13 protein-coding genes are annotated in these 17,252 nt (G+C 45.4%); 6 read left to right on the forward strand and 7 right to left on the reverse strand.

Annotated features, from left to right (window positions below):
- Window positions 1–567: 567 nt before the first annotated feature.
- Entirely contained in the window at window positions 568–2,130 is a 1,563-nt protein-coding gene (locus RAM70_RS19895) for a serine/threonine-protein kinase (RefSeq protein WP_312675276.1), read from the forward strand.
- A 145-nt stretch (window positions 2,131–2,275) separates the two neighbouring features.
- Here the strand turns inward: RAM70_RS19895 and RAM70_RS19900 are convergent, their stop codons facing one another.
- Window positions 2,276–3,316, reverse strand: coding sequence for a fatty acid desaturase (locus RAM70_RS19900; RefSeq protein ID WP_312675277.1), 1,041 nt, complete (start codon window positions 3,314–3,316; stop codon window positions 2,276–2,278).
- Window positions 3,317–3,932: 616 nt separating this feature from the next.
- Window positions 3,933–4,847, reverse strand: coding sequence for a Sll0314/Alr1548 family TPR repeat-containing protein (locus RAM70_RS19905; protein WP_312675278.1), 915 nt, complete (start codon window positions 4,845–4,847; stop codon window positions 3,933–3,935).
- Between the two features lie 85 nt (window positions 4,848–4,932).
- Between RAM70_RS19905 and RAM70_RS19910 the strand changes: the two genes are divergently transcribed.
- Together RAM70_RS19910 and rsmG are read left to right on the forward strand one after the other, a co-directional pair.
- The gene (locus RAM70_RS19910; protein ID WP_002759603.1) at window positions 4,933–5,580 is read left to right on the forward strand and encodes an ABC transporter ATP-binding protein; all 648 of its coding nucleotides are present in this window, start codon (window positions 4,933–4,935) and stop codon (window positions 5,578–5,580) included.
- Window positions 5,581–5,673: 93 nt separating this feature from the next.
- Window positions 5,674–6,357: a 16S rRNA (guanine(527)-N(7))-methyltransferase RsmG gene (rsmG, locus tag RAM70_RS19915; RefSeq protein ID WP_312675279.1), complete on the forward strand. Its 684-nt coding sequence runs from the start codon at window positions 5,674–5,676 to the stop codon at window positions 6,355–6,357.
- Here the strand turns inward: rsmG and cax are convergent.
- The 3 genes from cax to RAM70_RS19930 all read right to left on the reverse strand — a co-directional run bounded on the left by cax (window position 6,354) and on the right by RAM70_RS19930 (window position 9,735).
- A complete protein-coding gene (cax, locus tag RAM70_RS19920) occupies window positions 6,354–7,442 on the reverse strand; it encodes a calcium/proton exchanger (RefSeq protein ID WP_045358817.1) in 1,089 nt (362 codons plus the stop codon). The two genes, rsmG and cax, sit on opposite strands and share 4 nt — an antisense overlap.
- A gap of 27 nt (window positions 7,443–7,469) precedes the next feature.
- The gene (locus RAM70_RS19925; protein WP_045358814.1) at window positions 7,470–8,093 is read right to left on the reverse strand and encodes a YdcF family protein; all 624 of its coding nucleotides are present in this window, start codon (window positions 8,091–8,093) and stop codon (window positions 7,470–7,472) included.
- A gap of 157 nt (window positions 8,094–8,250) precedes the next feature.
- Complete coding sequence (locus RAM70_RS19930; RefSeq protein ID WP_080754269.1) at window positions 8,251–9,735, reverse strand: site-2 protease family protein; 1,485 nt, start codon at window positions 9,733–9,735, stop codon at window positions 8,251–8,253.
- Window positions 9,736–9,839: 104 nt separating this feature from the next.
- On the opposite strand from RAM70_RS19930, the gene RAM70_RS19935 reads away from it, so the two are divergent.
- On the forward strand, window positions 9,840–10,511 hold the full coding sequence (locus RAM70_RS19935; protein WP_312675284.1) for an MBL fold metallo-hydrolase: 672 nt from the start codon (window positions 9,840–9,842) through the stop codon (window positions 10,509–10,511).
- A gap of 39 nt (window positions 10,512–10,550) precedes the next feature.
- The gene (thiL, locus tag RAM70_RS19940) at window positions 10,551–11,519 is read left to right on the forward strand and encodes a thiamine-phosphate kinase (protein ID WP_312675286.1); all 969 of its coding nucleotides are present in this window, start codon (window positions 10,551–10,553) and stop codon (window positions 11,517–11,519) included.
- A gap of 3 nt (window positions 11,520–11,522) precedes the next feature.
- On the opposite strand, the gene ffh is transcribed toward thiL, so the two are convergent.
- Entirely contained in the window at window positions 11,523–12,959 is a 1,437-nt protein-coding gene (gene ffh / locus RAM70_RS19945) for a signal recognition particle protein (RefSeq protein WP_045358811.1), read from the reverse strand.
- 747 nt (window positions 12,960–13,706) lie between these two features.
- On the opposite strand from ffh, the gene RAM70_RS19950 reads away from it, so the two are divergent.
- Window positions 13,707–14,453, forward strand: coding sequence for an SIMPL domain-containing protein (locus RAM70_RS19950; RefSeq protein ID WP_045358810.1), 747 nt, complete (start codon window positions 13,707–13,709; stop codon window positions 14,451–14,453).
- A gap of 366 nt (window positions 14,454–14,819) precedes the next feature.
- Here the strand turns inward: RAM70_RS19950 and RAM70_RS19955 are convergent, their stop codons facing one another.
- Window positions 14,820–17,063 carry an IMS domain-containing protein gene (locus tag RAM70_RS19955; protein ID WP_190380765.1) on the reverse strand — a complete coding sequence of 748 codons (2,244 nt, stop codon included), beginning with the start codon at window positions 17,061–17,063 and terminating at the stop codon, window positions 14,820–14,822.
- Window positions 17,064–17,252: the final 189 nt, after the last annotated feature.

The following is a 17,252-nucleotide window of genomic DNA, read 5'->3' on the forward strand; positions in this document are numbered from 1 at the left end:
TGCTCATTCTTAATTCTCCTGACTACTGACTACTGACTACTGACTCCTCACCTAACCGAAGATTTTTGATTTTTGCCAGAGGTCTATTACATTTTGGACGCAGTCCGTGCGCTCCTACCATTGGCGCATTAATATTATTGTAGGGGCAAATTGCACTCGCCCTCTTTTAACAACTTCTGCTGCTCACCTATAGGTGAGAGAAAGTCACAACCATGAGATGCCTCCTTTTAGTCTCTCTTTGTTTAGTTTTTCCTTTCAAGCCACTCCCTGTTAATTTTCGGCAATTTTAGGGAATCATAGACTAGATAAAGACTGGTAGAACTAGCGATCGCATATTGACATCGTTTGAGATCACAGTTTTTCCCTGTGTTGAGATTGAGGAATCAAGATTGGCAATTCTCCCATTACCAGTCTTCCGATTCTAAAAGTTATGGCACGATGCTTTGAGGTTAAAACACCTCCCAAAACCAAAAAGGGAGATAGAGCAAAAATTTGCCGATAGCGAAGGGCTAAATGCCTGCCGCTATAGGAATGAAAACCCCCCATAAGGTCAATTGGTGACTCTCAATGATCTACTGCGTTAATCCCTCCTGTTCTCAACCGAAAAACGCTCCTACAGCGTTAATCTGCGAGAATTGCGGTTCAAAACTTCTTCTGCACGAGCGCTATCGAATCCTGGGCATTTTAGGGAAAGGAGGGTTTGGGGCAACTTTTGCTGCATCGGATCTGTCCCTACCGGGTAACCCAATATGTGTGGTCAAACAACTGCGACCTTCCACTAACGATCCTAAGGTTTTTACCATGGCCAAAAAACTGTTCGAGCGAGAAGCGGAAACCTTGGCTAAAGTCGGGATTCATCCACAGGTTACCCGATTATTAAACTATTTTGAAGATAATCAACAGTTTTATCTAGTTCAAGAATACGTTGACGGTGATAACCTTTACGAAGAGGTAAAAAAACGCGGTCCCTTTAGCGAAGCGGGAGTCAAACAGTTTTTAAGCGAACTTTTGCCGATTTTGAAATATATCCACGAACAAAAGGTAATTCATCGGGATATCAAACCCGCTAACCTAATTCGTCGGCAAACGGACCGAAAATTGGTTCTAATTGACTTTGGGGCGGTTACAAATCAAGTTAACACTATGATTGCTCACACCAACTCTCAAACCGCTTTCACTAATTTTGCCTTGGGGACCGAAGGTTTTGCCCCTCCTGAACAGATGGCCATGCGTCCCGTCTATGCTAGTGATATCTATGCGGTGGGAGTTACCTGTCTCTATCTACTCACGGGCAGCTCTCCTAAAGATATGGAAGTTGATGTCAATACAGGTGAATTACTCTGGGAAAAATTCATCAAGGTGAGTCCCCAGTTTGCTAAAGTCCTGAAAACAATGCTGGAATTCTCTGTCCGTCATCGCTACAAATCCGCCCAAGAGGTAATGAATGCTTTAGACATGATTGCTTATGCCGATAGTCTAGCCCAAAGTTTAATCGCAGCTCCAGTGGTTACTTCCCCGAAACGACCACAAGATTCAGGTCTGATAGCCAATCCCTCCGTTGCTGCCCCTCTAGGTTCCAAATTGCCCGCCAAAAATCCAGTTGTCTCTTCAGATAATATGCTGGGAGGTAGGAGTAAAGCCCGCGGCACCATAGATATAACCTTACTGAAGAAAAAACCCCCCTTAGATGAAAAAGCGATTCTCGATGCTTACAATAACGGCCAGCGCAATTTTGCCCAAGAGGAATTAGCGAATCTCAATCTGGCTAAAGCAAAACTTTTGGGGGTAAATTTCTATCAATGCAAATTAACAGGAACTAATTTACAAAGGGCAGATCTGTCTAATGCGGATCTTGGCCGGGCTGATCTCAGTCAAGCTATTCTCAAAAATACCAATTTAGATAATGCCTATCTCGCTTATGCAGACCTCCAAGGTGCCGATTTACGCGGGGCTAATCTCACCGGAGCCCATCTTCGCTACGCTCATCTCAAAGGTGCTAATCTTTGCGGGGCTAATCTCTCTGATGCCCAAGTAACTCAAGAACAAATCGCCCTAGCAAAAACCAATTGGTTAACAGTTATGCCCAGTGGCAAACGCGGTTTCTGGTATTCTTTTTTCAGTGATCAGTAAACAGTAATCAGTCATCAGTGGCCAGTAAACAATAATCAGCAATCAGTCAAAAGACAGTAGGAAACTTCGATTTAATACTGTCACTTAAAACTCAAATCTGATCACTGACAACTTACCCACTGATAACTGATAACTGATGACTGATTTAACCGCGGCTTTCCTTAAAGGTTTTGTAGGCGGTTTCGGAGTCGAAAATATGGCAATAATCAACGATTCGCTGCATTAATGCCCAAGAAAACTTGGTTTCTTTTAGGTGACTACCCCAATTTTCTTTGAGACTAGCGTGAACTTTGCGGAGGTTATAGGAAGGAATCGCCGTCGAGATGTGATGGGGGATATGGACATTAATATCGTGACAGAGAATTTCTACCCAACGGGGATAGCTACAGTGAACTGTCCCTTCTAGTTGCGCTAAAGCTTGATTCCACTCTTCGGGATAGTAAAATTGAATATCAGGAGCCGTGTGATGGACAAGGGTAAAGGTACTCATCCAAAAATGATAGACAAACCAAGGTACCACCCAAAATTTAACCAATCCCCAGACACCAGTGTAGAAAATTAGGGTTGGGAAAAAAATAGCGGCAAAAACCAGAACTACAATCATCGAAAAGCGGGCTTTTTCCCGTTCGTTCTCTTTGAATTGTTCGATGTTGAAGTGTAGAATAGCCCAGTGGGCGATCGAACCAAGCCACCAGAAACGTCCGCGGATGCCACGATAAAAGAGACGCACTAAGGGATTGGCCGAGTTAAAAGCTTCTAATTCCCACGGATCCCAAGCATTATCTATAGTTACCATGTTAGTTTTAGCATGATGGCGATCGTGCAGGAAACGCCAGCAGTGGAAGGGATAGATAAGCGGTAAGAGGAAAATATGACCGACAAGATCATTAACCCAGCGTCGATTAGAAAAAGACCGATGACCGCAATCATGGGCGATCACAAAAAATCCCGTTAAGGCTGTACCCGTGAAAATCCAAGCTAAAGGCAGTAAATACCAGGGAGAATAAACTAGCATCGCATAACCGGCAATGACCGCCAAAATATTCGCAATCACTCCCAACCAAGCTTTAACCTGGTCTTTCTGGAAATATTCTTTGGGAATGCTTTTAATAATATCTTTCAGTTTAAAGTCTGGCTCGATCGAGGTGATCAACTCCCCATGCAATTTATCCGTCGTTGCCGTCATGAAATCTCCAATTACACTTAGGTTAACCCTTGACAAGAAATCAGCTAGGAGGTTTGGCTAAATTCTGCTCCTTACCACAAGCCAATTTTTTTGTCAATATATTTTTAACTTTAATTAATAAACTTCCGCGAAGCTTAATAATCCTTTACTTTATATACCATAAGAGGAGATTTTCTGTTTTGGCAAAATTTGACGGCGGGTGCATCTCATTTTTGTAAATCTACCAATTGGGATTTTTACGGGGAAACTCTCGGCTAAAATCGGGCATTACTTCCGATTTTATCACTCAATCCCAGCTTTTGGGGGGTAGAACCCCCCAAACCCCCCGTTGGGGTCGTGGCGCGGCCACTGAGCCTTTACATTGAGCCTTTACATTGAGCTTGTCGAAATGTGTCGAAATGTGTCGAAGTGCCGCCCCCAAACCCCCCGCGCATTAGTTTTTCGGTGGGATGCTTACACGCAGCTGCTGATACATTTGTCATCATCTAAGAGTCACTGATAATTGCTGATTGTCGGTATTCCTGCAAATCTGAGATGCACCCTTGACGGCTGCCTATGGCCTTCAAAAACTGATAACTGATAAAAAAAACAAATATTGACTATTTTTAGGCATTTTTCAACGACTAGCCGTGTTTTCTAGGGATTTAATCTCCTCCTGTACCTTACGGTGTTCGCGATTTAACTGTTTTTTGACCGATTCGGGGAGTTGTTCCTGTTTTTTCAGGGCATTATTAAAGTAATCTAATGCCAGTTTCAAAGAGCCAGTATTTTTATCCGTATTGCCTTGAATTCTCAGGATTTGACCCTTCAGATACATTAATTCTGGATTATCGGGGGTTGCTTTCAGAGCGTTATCGATAAACCGCAAAGCCTGATCGTACTGCTTTAAATCCCGGTAAGCTAGAGCGATACCTCGATCGACCAAGTAATCGGGACTTCCGTAGGTTTCTAGCCTTTCAATTGCCTCTTGGGGACTAGAAAAGGGCAGATTAACCGCTAAAATCAAATCCATATAACCCTTTAACAGGTTCAATTCCGGATCCGTAGGATTAACCTTTTCCGCAGTTTCCAAATACTGAAACACCTGTTGTAATCTGGGGATAGCTGATACTGCCCCTTCGGTTTGAAAAACGTAGGTTCCCTCTAAAAAACTGCCCACCGCTAGATACAAATTTCCCCTTAAAGGGTCGCTGCCCTGTATTTGTTTGGCCGCTTCCTTAGTTTTCTCGGAGTAGGTTTTTAGGGTGTTCCAATCCTGGTCGGTAAAAGCAAGAGAGGCCCGCATAGCATGGGACAAAGGTTCTTGGGGTTCCTTTTCTGTGGCCTCAACAATTAATTTTTTTGCCTCTAGATAGTTACCTTGTTTAAAAATAGCGTTAAAAGCGGCCTCGGTCTTATCACCAATCGGTCGGGGATTGGTTTTGCGGAAAGGATCTCCGGCTAAACCGGGACCAATCCAGTTAACCACTACCATAACAGCCAGCGAAGCACCGATCGCCATTTTTTTCGTTAAACCTAACCTCAGCACCATGGTCAAAAGTCTCCTTGAGCGAATGAAAAAATCTGTCACAATAGAAACGAGTTTCTAGACTTAATTTCCAGTTATTTTCTTGTCAATGCTTTATCTCAAAGATGTGGTTTATCATCCTCCCGCTGCCCTCAATCCCATTTTACAGGGGATTAATCTCGAATTAGCCCCCCAAGAATTAGGTCTAATTGTCGGCCCCAGTGGTTCTGGAAAAACGACTCTTTTGGAAATTTTAGCAGGCTTTGCCGATAAAACAGGAGGGACGATTCACTGGCGCGACCAAGAATTAACGGTGCTGCACCTGCAACAATTAGGAGGAATCGTTTTTCAGTTTCCCGAACGTCATTTTTGCGGTAAAACCATCCTTGAGGAGTTGCGTCTCGGTCATCCGGAGATTAAAAGCGATCGCCTAACAGCGGCCTTAAAGGAGGTAGGATTAGAAAATATTCCTCTGGATACTTCTCCCCATAATCTTAGTGGGGGTCAACAGCGTCGTTTATCCCTCGCTGTCCAGTTAATCCGGCAGCCTAATCTGTTACTTCTCGATGAACCTACGGCCGGTTTAGATTGGTCTATGCGTCGTCAATTGGCCAAACTTCTCGCTAGTCTCAAACAACACTGGACTTTATTAGTAGTTAGTCACGATGCCGGGGAATTACTCCCCATTGCTGACCGTCACTGGAAAATTGAACAAGGACATTTGAGGGAAATAAAAAGTGAAAAAACAGATAGTTGAGGTTTTGGGGTTTTCGGGTATTAGTTGAAATTTCCCCACTCCCCTCATACCTGATAACTGATAACTGATAACTGATAACTGATAACTGAATTAATGATCCTTCCTGAATTATTTGACCTTTGGCAAGAAACCCTAGAATGGCAACCCGATGGGGCCCAACAAGCGCGATTTCAACAACTTTATGAGTTGATTTTAGAGGGTAATCAACGTTGTAATCTCACCCGAATTACCCAACCGGAGGAGTTTTGGGAAAAACATCTTTGGGATTCTTTATCGGGTTTAGCTTGGTTACAAAAATCCCAGCCAGATTTATTGACAAAATCCCTATCAGTCATCGATTTGGGGACTGGGGCCGGATTTCCGGGGGTGCCAATTGCGATCGCCTATACCCATTGGTCGGTGACTCTCTTGGATTCCACCCAAAAAAAGATTAATTTTCTTGAAGAAGTTATTGACAAATTAGAGTTAAATAACACGAAAACTCGTTTAGGTAGGGCGGAAATCGTCGGGAAAAACCCTAAACATAACTGTGCTTACGATATCGTCTGTTTGCGAGCGGTAGCTAATGTGGATATCTGTGTTAACTATGCTTTGCCTTTCCTGAAAAAGACCGGAATCGCTATCCTCTATCGTGGTCAGTGGTCGTCGGAGGATAGTTCGAGTTTAGAGAAGAATCTAGGGAAAGCTGGCGGTAAAATCCTCGAAATTGCCAGTTTCACCACTCCCTTAAGCGAAAGCGTCCGTCATTGTCTATATATCTCTAAGAAACAACTTTAAGCGGTGAGAGGATGGAAAAAGAAAGCCAAGGCCAGAATAGTATATGTAGCTAAGAGTAACATTCCCTCTAACCAATTCGATCGCCCATCACTACTAATCGAATTAGCCAACCACACCGCTACAGCCACTGCCACCAACTCAAAGGGATTAAAATTTAGATCCATGGGCTGACCGATAATATAACCCATGATAACCAAAACCGGAGCCACAAACAGGGCGATCTGCATACTGGAACCAACGGCCACAGATACCGATAGATCCATTTTATTCTTAAGGGCGACGGTGACAGCCGTAGCGTGTTCGGCCGCATTACCGATAATAGGCAAAAGAATCACCCCGGTAAACAGCGCCGTTAAACCTAGCTGTTCCGTAGCCTCCTCTAGGGATGCCACCAACAACTCCGATTCTACGGCCACGGCGATGGTAACGATCAATAAAATCAAAGACCAAAACCAGATTTTCGGCCTTGCGGTGCTTTCTCCGGTACTTTCCTCCTCGATACCGGCAACCCCGACATCATAGAGATAGGTGTGGGTTTTCATGGAAAATAAGAGACTTAAACCATAGACGAAAATTAACACCGCTGCCACGGCCACGGATAGACGCTGCAGGACTGCTTCCCCGACTCCCGTGGAGGTAAATTGCACGGCAGTGGGTAAAAGGAGTGCCACCACCGCCAAATTCATGGCTGAAGCATTTAAACGGGCGGTTATCGGTTGAAATTCCTGTTCTTTGAAGCGTAAACCGCCTAAAAACATCGATAATCCCATAACTAAGAGTAAATTACCGATAATTGAGCCAGTAATCGTCGCTTTTACCACATCGATGAACCCTTCCCGCAAAGCGACATAGGCAAGAATTAATTCTGTGGCATTGCCAAAAGTAGCATTCATCAAACCGCCAATATTTGGCCCAACCACCACCGCAATCGCTTCCGTGGCTTCCCCCATATAGGCCGCTAGGGGGATAATAGCTAGACAAGCGGTGATAAAAACTACCGTTCCGCCCCAGTGTAACAGCGAACCGGCGATCGATAGCGGCACAAAAATCAATAAGATGGCGAAAATGGTATTTTTGCTTAACATAAAGTGGGTAATTTTGTCAAGATAATTTTATTTTGATCGGAGATGGGAACTAGAATCGGATTCTAGCCAAAATTCCCCGGTAGAACCGGTTATTATCCATAATATTGCCCTAAAACCGTCTCTGAGCGACTTTTCTAGGGGTTCGGGGTGTGATTGGGAGGGAACAGTCACCGGTTTAATCACGATTCCACGACTACCAAAAACAATTTCTCCCACTAATCGCGCCCTTCTCATGTGATTATCGGAAGTGACTAGATAGACACTATCAATACCTTGGGCTTTCAGTTGATCGGCTAGGCTAGTAAAGTTAGTGACAGTATCTCGCGCATTGTAATCGAGATGGAGACGTTCTAGGGGAATTCCCGCTTTTTTAAAAATCTTTTTCACATATCCTCGCGGACTACCGGAAGACACCCAAATCGGTAGATCAGGATATTCCTTCGCTAATTTTGCCGCAAAACGTTCTCGATCAGCATGACCTCCCAAAACAAAAATCGCTTCCGGTTTTACCCACCGGTAACGTAAATCGTGGTATAACCAGCCTAAAATCGCCAAAATTAGCGGAATAGCCAGCCATTTTAACCTAGATTTGCCTAACTTCGCTTTCAGAGAAACTCGCTTTTTTCTGCGAGAATTAGCCTTGAGAACCATATATCAGTGATCGGTGATCAGTTGTCAGCCTTCAGCTTTGTGGATTAAAGTGATCGAGGATGAGGGTCATCGAACTCACATTGACGTAGGAGATAGGGATTTTATTCCCCAACTGACCGATAATTTTCCTGGAACTCAGGTTGATTGATGGGGTCGCTTACATCCCCCACCAACGGGCCACCGCTTCGGGAAGGGGCAGCAAAATACTTAATAACAAAGCCAGGGAAAATAGGCCTAATAAATCTCGTTTATTATCCAATTCCGTCACATCATTTAAAGCCGGTTGATCGCTGACCGGCATTAATAAGAGAATAATCGCCCAGAGTAAAAAATCTGGTTGCACTAGGGCTAAAATAAACATGAATAATCGAGTTAATTGACCGATAATTATGGCGGTTTTCTGCCCATACATGGCGTGAACAATATGACCACCATCCAATTGACCCACAGGCATTAAATTTAGGGCTGTAACGATAATTCCCACATAACCTGCCACCGCTAAAGGATGTAAATGGATGGCTTTTCCTGCGATTAAATCACTGCCGAAGGCTAGTTTAGCTACGATAGACAAGAGAAAAGAAAACTGCGGATTTAAGGCCTGAAAATTTAATAAACTGCTTTGATTGGTTAGGGGAACTATTTCCGAGAGGGACAATCCCCAAAACAGTAGAGGAATAGCGATAATTATACCCCCCAAAGGACCGGCCACTGCCACATCAAATAAAGCTTTACGGGTGGGTACAGGCGATCGCATTTGAATAAAAGCCCCGAAGGTGCCTAGGAAGAAAGGAAAGGGGATAAAATAGGGCAAGGTAGTTTTAATTTTATATTTAACTGCTGTCAAATAATGGCTAAATTCGTGCAGTCCTAAAATAGCAATTAAGCCTAAACTATAGGGTAAACCTTGCAATAATAAACTAGAATTATTTTCTAATTGTTGGGCGGTAATGCCACTTAATCCCGCACCGATGACCGTGGTAGTTAAGAGAGTTAATAACAATAAACCCAGGGCAAGAAGGGGGCGAGTAACTTTTTCAGTTTCTATAGTTTCTGTTTTTTGCTGCCAGGGATTAGCCACAAGAGCGAAAAAAGGTTGTCCCTGAAAACTTTCTTGGAAAAGCAATAAAAAGCGATCCCCAAAAACCTTTTCCACATTGTTTTTAATCACTTGATAAGCTTCTTCGGGAACCGCCCGCAATTTCCCCCGACAGAGAATTGCCTGGGGACGATAATCGATATTTTGCAGATAATAAACACCCCAAGGAAAACAATCTCTTAGGGATTTTTCCTCTGCGGCAGTGATCGGTTTTAAATTATTTTTAGGCGCAGGATTATCGATATTTTCTAGGACTAAATTCGCTGTTTCCAGTGGTGATGGGGGGCTTTCTTGGGGAGTAACTCGACCCTTTTGTACTAACCACCAGTACAAGAAAGGGCAGATCACAAAGGGACCGAACAGCAAAAATGCCGGCATGGGGGTATCCTCTCCATAGATTAACGTCCAGCCGGTCCAAATAAGAGCCGGAGTCATCAGGACTAACCAAATTAACCATATTGGTGTTGTCGTGATTTTGGCCACGCTACGCTTGACGATAAAATAGGTGAAACCGCCCAGAATCCCTAATAACAACCACATTTCCATATCGGCTCTTTTCTCTTGAGTAAAAGGCGGCTAATTTCAGCCGGCCCGGTCATCGATCGTGCTAAGTTATAAACCGCATTGATTGTGATTTGGATAGGCAAACCATGCGATCGGAAACCGAATCGTCTCCTTTAGAGGTTAGCAAAACCACAAAACCCCCCCGATTAATTCTAGAAGGTTTATACGCTTTCTCGCCTAATCGGGAAACCCTAGGGGGAACCTCTTATCTTATTGTAGAAAATACCGGCAATATTCTGGTGGATTGTCCTAGCTGTGAGGAGAGCGAGCGAGATTTTCTCCTAGAAAAGGGTGTCCGTTACCTATTTTTTACCCATCGCGGGGGTCAGGGTAAACAGGGCGATTCTCTGCAAAGTTTACTTGATTGTGAGATTATTCTACAGGAACAGGAAGCCTATCTGCTTCCTCACCGTCAAATTACCGTTTTTCAGCAGCAAATCCAGTTATCTCCCACTTGTAGCGGTTTTTGGACTCCCGGCCATTCTCCCGGTTCCTCCTGTCTCTACTGGAACCGTCACGGGGGGGTTTTATTTACTGGTCGTCATCTTCTCCCCGACACTAAGGGTCAACCGCAACCCCTACAGACTGCGAAAACTTTCCACTGGCTGCGGCAATTGCGATCGCAACAGGCCATTTTAGACCGTTTTAGTCCGGAAACCCTCTCCTATCTTTGTCCGGGGGCTAATACCGGCTTTTTGCGTGGTCGGGGAATTATCGATCGCGCCTACGAAAAAATCAGCGCCAATCCTCTTAACTAAAGACTTTTTAGAAGCTGCATTGTTCAATTCCCAGAAATTATGAATTTAACCGTTAAAGATTTGGGTGAACAGGGATTGCTACCGATTCTGCAAAAATATTGTCCTGCGGAGATTATCGGTGATGATGGGGCGATTTTATCCCTGAAAGAGGGTTACTCTCTCGTCGTCACCACTGATGTTTTAGTTAATAACGTCCACTTTAGCGATATTACCACCTCTCCGGAAGATGTGGGCTGGCGAGCGGCGGCGGCTAATTTATCCGATTTAGCGGCTATGGGGGCAGAACCCCTGGGAATTACGGTAGGATTGGCTTTAACTCCCGATCTAGCCATCGATTGGCTAGAAGGACTCTATCGGGGTCTTAGCTCTTGTCTGCAAGTATATCAGACGGCGATCGTTGGTGGCGATGTCTGTCGGGCCACGGAGATTAACATCAGCATCACTGCCCTGGGACAAGTGGCAAAAAATGAAGAAATTAGACGTTTTAACGCAAAAGTTGGCGATAGTATCGTTATTACTGGTTATCACGGTTTATCGCGGGCTGGATTAGAGTTAATCTTTCACCCTGAAACCGGCAGGAATTTAAATTCCGCCCAAAAAAAGCGATTAATCCAAGCTCATCAACGGCCGCGACCGAGACTTGATTGCATACCACATTTACAAAAAATTGTCAAGCAATTTCCCATCGCCGGCATGGATAGCAGTGACGGGTTAGCAGATGCCATCATGCAAATTTGTCGCTGTAGTGGGGTTGGTGCCGAAATCGAGAGGATTCCCCTGCATCCAACCCTGAAAGAATATGTAGGAGCCGAAAAAGCTCTAGAATGGGCTTTATACGGCGGTGAAGATTTTGAGTTAGTTTTGTGTTTGCCTCCGGACAGTGCCAGAGAATTGCTGGAGAAAGTGGGGGAAGAGGGGGCGATAATCGGTCAAATTGTCCGGGGGAAAGAGATAAAATTAGCCGACGGTAGAAACCTCAGTTTAAGCTCTGGATTTCAACATTTTTAGCCTCTATAAATCGCCAAAACCTTTCTTTTTCTTGATTTTCTTCGGTTTTTTCGGGCTGCCACCTTGACCTCGGAACCCCGGTTGATTGCCACCCCCAAACATTCCGCCACCCATCCCGGGCATCCCAGGCATAGCGGGCATTTGTCCCCGTCCCATCTGTTGCATCATCGATCGCATTCTGGTGAAATTAGTAATTAGTTTGTTAACTTCCGTTTCCGGATGTCCCGAACCTTTGGCAATGCGACGACGACGATTAGGAGACTTAGCCAATAAATCGGGGTTAGCGCGTTCCTCCGTGGTCATGGAATTAATCATCGCTTCCGTGCGTTTTAGCTCTTTTTCGCCCTTTTCGATGTCTGTCCCGCTCAGTTTGCCCAGACCGGGTATTAACTTTAAGACTCCCCCCAGGGAACCCATATTTTTTAACAGCCGCATCTGTTTGAGGAAGTCATTAAAATCAAACTTAGCCTCTAAAATCTTGGCCTGCATTTTGGCCGCGTCTTCTAGGTCTAACTGTTCCTGAGCTTTTTCCACTAGCGTCAGGACATCACCCATATTGAGGATGCGACTGGCAAGGCGATCGGGATAAAATGGCTCTAAAGCCTCGACTTTTTCCCCAACCCCAACAAATTTAATCGGTTGTCCCGATATTTGCCGCACTGATAGGGCCGCCCCACCACGAGTATCGCCATCGAGTTTAGTGAGAATTGCCCCCGTGATGCCGATTTGTTGGTGAAAAGTGTTGGTAAGACTGGCCGCTTCCTGACCGGTCATCGCATCCACCACTAATAAAGTGTCGTCGGGGTTGACAATTTTCTTGATTTGTGCTAGTTCGCCCATCATCTGGGTATCTATCTGCAAACGACCGGCGGTGTCGATGATAACGGTATCTACGCCCAATTCTTTGGCTTTTTCCACACCTTGACGGGCGATATCGACGGGATTAGCCTGAGAACCCATCTCGAAGACGGGAACATTTATCTGTTTACCGAGGGTGATTAATTGGTCAATGGCCGCTGGACGGTAAACATCGGTAGCCACCATCAGGCAGCTTTTGGACTGTTTGCGGAGGTATAGGGCTAATTTGGCGGTGGCGGTGGTTTTTCCTGTCCCTTGTAACCCGGCCATTAAAATTACGGTGGGGGGTTTATCGGCCTGGGCTAGGGGAACGTTGCTTTCCCCCATAATTTTGACTAATTCATCATAGACAATTTTGATAAATTGCTGGCCGGGATTGACTCCAGAAATAACTTCAGCGCCAAGGGCTTGTTTCTCGACCTCAGCAATAAATCCCTTAACTACCTGTAGGTTAACATCTGCTTCCAGTAAAGCCCGCCGGACTTCTTTGAGGGTTTCTTGTATATTGGCCGAGGAGATTTTATCTTGACCTCGTAACTTTTTCCATGCGTCTTCTAAGCGATCGGCCAGTGCGTCGAACATAGTTTCGGAATTAAATTTTTAACTAGATCGATTTTATCTCAATGTCGGGCTGAAGACCCCCGTTCTTACCCTGTCAGCTGTTGACTACAGCGTTTCTCGTCAAGCTGAAGTATAAATTAAACCTGGCTTCGGCAAGGTTTTCAGGGGCCAAAACGCACCTCATCTATCGGAGAAATGCTGTAATTTTGTCTTTATATCCCTCTTCTGTCTCTCTCGGGAACGGAAAAACAGAAATGACAGGTAAAAACGGTTTCCAGCCGAGAATTTATCAATCGATTAAGTTGAGTATATAGAAAAGAAAAGTAGTGAATTAGTCGAGGAGTTAAGAAAACACAGAGCCAATCTTTTAAGCGATTCAAGTAACCGCCAGGCTCGACAAATAATCGAATATTATTTAGGTTATTTTGACCTCCTTTCCCAACAGACCACCAAAGATGAGTTATACTAAATCGGTTTTTAATAGTATGATTAACTCCCAATCCAACTTTAAAAATCCTCTTCCTTCTTCCCACTCCCTACTCTCCTATACTTTTTCCACAGGATTGAGTATTACCATAATTTCTCCGCCGGTTTTCTGGTCAGATTTATTAAGTCACCATTGCCCTAAAAATCCAGTAAGGGCTGAATAATTTTCGCTGTCAAAGTCCATCGACCTCAAGCGAGAAAAATTGATTTTTGTAAATAATAGTTTCAATGCGCTCCTTACTAGCATAGGATAGAAACATCGGATTTCCAGGAGGGGTGACGATGAAAGACAGTTCTATATTCCGACGTTTCCCGCAGGTATTCGCGGGTTTATCGGCGCTATCGATCGCACTCGTCTTCAGTTCGTGGATAGCGGCGCGAGCGATCTTGGCGGTGAAACAGGCCGGCGATGTTTTTGTCGTGACCGGTTCGGCAAAAAGGGCGATTACATCGGATTATCTTCTCTGGCGTTTATCGGTTTCCAGTCAACAACCCACCGCCCGCGATGCCTACCGCGATCTGATTCGGCAAACCGAGCGGATACGAGCTTATCTCAAAGAAAAACAAGTTCCCGACGACGCAATCACCACCAACGCGATCGAGACGATGCCGATTCCTGAAGTAACGAACGGCCAGGAAACTGGGCAAATTCTCGCCTATCGCCTCACCCAACGCTTCGAGATCCGAGGGAGCGATGTGGCCCGTTACAAGGAACTTTCTAGGCAGGTAACAGAATTGATCGAGGAGGGAATTAACCTCGTCTCCGAACCCCCGCAATACCTTTACACCCAACTCGATAAACTGCGGGTGGAAATGGTGGCCGCGGCGACCAAGGACGCCAGAGCGAGAGCCGAAGCGATCGCCAGTAGCACCGGCAGTCGGGTGGGAAGGGTGCGCGATGCAAAAACGGGAGTTTTTCAGATCACCTCGCGCAATTCCACCGACGTGAGCGATTGGGGAGTTTACGACACTTCCTCGATCGACAAAGATATTACCGCGGTCGTTTCGGTGACGTTCGGGATCGAGTGAATGACAACCCACTCCTTACTGCTGTCCAAACAGCGGAGCGTCTGTGCTAGATCTAGACTTGACCATGAGAGTAATTTTAGCCAACAGAGAACCTCTGTTTGAGTTGTCTCTTTGTGTCCTTCGTGTCTTTGTGGTTCGTTCCAGTCGCTCGCTGGCAGGACTGTATCATAACAATACATTTTACCCACCAAACCCAAGAGAGCCGTTAATTTGATCGCAAAAGGGAAATTTAATCTCTCTCAGCGAACACCTGTTCTAGTCAGCTTGTATGTAAAGTTTTATCTACGGATTCAACATTGCTGGCTTTTAAGTAAGTTTGAGTAAGTTTAGTTGGGCCGTAAAACTTGGGTTTTTTCGATCAACCATTTATCTCCTTTGGGTGTTTTCGATCAACCATTTATCTCCTTGCCGTACCAAATCATAGCGCAGGTTCAAGGACTTATTATAGGAACGATTGACAATTTCTTTGCCATTATGAAAATACATCGCCTTTTCGTTTACTATCGCTTCCACCGTCGCTAAATTAGGATTTTTCGCATTATTAGTAACCGAGCGCACATCCACTTGATGCTCGTAGCGCCAATAGTTATTTCCCTGTAAAGCCGCCGCTCGTTTTTGCCAAATTTCTAAGGCTGAACCCGTTAAAACCTCTTTCAATTGCTCTTTTTGGTGTTCACTGCCAAAAGCGGCCGATTTTGCTTCTAACCAAGCTTGAATCGTCTCCTTTGCTGTTTCCTTGTCCAAGGGAATCCCTTCCATCACTTCCGCATTAGCCGAGGGAATTTCTAGTATGGGAGTATTTAAAGAAATCGGTAACTGTTCCCCTTGCAAGGCTGCCAAAGGAGATTGACTATCGACAATTGCCTTTACCCCCAGGGCCAAAACCGCGATTGTTCCCACTAATCCTACCCCTAATATCGCCACTCGATCGAGTCGCAGTTTTCTGCGGGCTGGTCGTCTCCGTTTCGGTGCGACTACGGCAGTTTTTGCCGTTTCTAGGGCTGCCGGCCCGGAGTTGCCTGCTGCTTGGGGGCGCGGGCGACTAGGACGACGACGGCGGGGATTAAGTGCCGGTTGACGATAGGCTGCTGTCACCACCACAGTACCCTGAGTATAGGGGGTGAGAGTTTCCTCCTGAGCGGTGACTCTCAGGGCAGGTACAGCAGTGCTTGCCCGCTCACCGTTAGCTCTAGCTAAAGACGGTTTTTGGGGACGAGAGTGGGAAGAAGAATAAGCAGATTCCCTCATCGGTGTCACTCCTGGCACTGGGTTTAAATGGGTGGGGGGGGTGTGGGTTTTCAGAACATTTACTTCCGATTCTAAAGGTTCGCTGGGCTTTTCTCGAACCGGCACAGGAACTTTTTTGTCAGGAAAACCTGACAATTCTTCTAAATAATTTTGTACCTCTTCCTCAGCAAAATACTCTTTGAGTGAGGCTTTCTCCTCGACTAAATCACTAAAATGGCAGAAAACTTCTGTTTGTAACCAACGCTCACCGTAACGACATAACCCAGGTAAAAGATCGGGAGATTGCCCCGATTGTTCCTTAATATAATTTAATATTTCTTGCTCTTGACTTTTTTCTAAAATTGTGCTTGCTTGTTCGGTTTGACCGAGCAGTAGGGCGCAGATCGATCGCTCTAGGGAGACATCCTGATGTTTTTGTAATTGCTGTAGGCGCTCGCTGGCTGCCACAATAGCGGCGGGTTGTTTTTGGGCGAAACCGCGGGCGATCAAGGCATAGACCAGCAGATAATTACCCACCGCCGAGGGGCGTTGTGCCTCCTTTGCCCAAATTTTCTCCTGTTCAGCCTGAGTTAAATAAACCCGTAACTGTTGAATAAAGCGTAAAAAATTATCCACCCCTAACCCAGAGCGATCATCGCCCTGGCCATCGATGCCGCCGCGAGCGGCCAACATCTCCTCCAAGAGATTTAAGCCGCGCTGACGGGCAAGACTAGGTTTTTTTTCTTGGGATAACAATTCCAGAATCCGGTAGGGACGCAGGCGATCGCAATCATGGCGAATCTCGCTGGCCACTTGCGGGAACATTTGTTCTTTTTCCAACCAAGTCAGGGCTTTGGCCGCAGTGCTGGCCGCCTGTTCATAATTTTTATCCTGCCAATATTCCCGACTTAATTCCCCGTAGGCCAAAGCCAGGGTTAAGATCATGTCTGGGCGAGTAATTGGCTCTAAATCTAGATAAGTTTCGGCCAAACGAATCACTAACTCGTATTCTCCCAACTCTTGCAGGATGAGCAAAGCTCCCACCAGATCGGCGGGGGCAATAGTAATCTGGGAAGTGAGATATTCTGAGGAAGCCGCCGCCACCTCCCCACCTTGAGAATCTAGGTTTTCGGCGCTGCTTTCTGGGTTGAGAAGCAGGGGATTGGAGTCGAACAATTGGGTATCGTAATCACGACGGCGATCCGCAGCACTTAACACTTGGTAAGCTTCATCTAACAAGTGCTGACGGGCAATGATCGCTGTTTGACTGTATTCTTGACGGGGCAATTGCCGTCCCCGATCGGCGTAGGCCAAATCAATTTGCTCGGCACTCACCTGAAAGGGGATTCCCAATATCCTGTAGTAGTCAAGAGGAATTCGCACGGTTAGCTGTACCTCAACTCTGGAGAGTCCTTAGTGAATTAAATGATGTAAGTGAGAGCGGAGCGAGTAAAATAACAAGATACCATTCTATCCTAGCCAATCTCTGACTGACTAAGATTAGATTCGAGAGAGAAAATACCAAGAACTCCCTGGTTTAAGACTAAAAAATTCACTGCCAGAATTCTCGAA

It is taken from the genome of Microcystis wesenbergii NRERC-220 (genome assembly GCF_032027425.1).
In the GTDB taxonomy this organism is placed as follows: domain Bacteria; phylum Cyanobacteriota; class Cyanobacteriia; order Cyanobacteriales; family Microcystaceae; genus Microcystis; species Microcystis wesenbergii_A.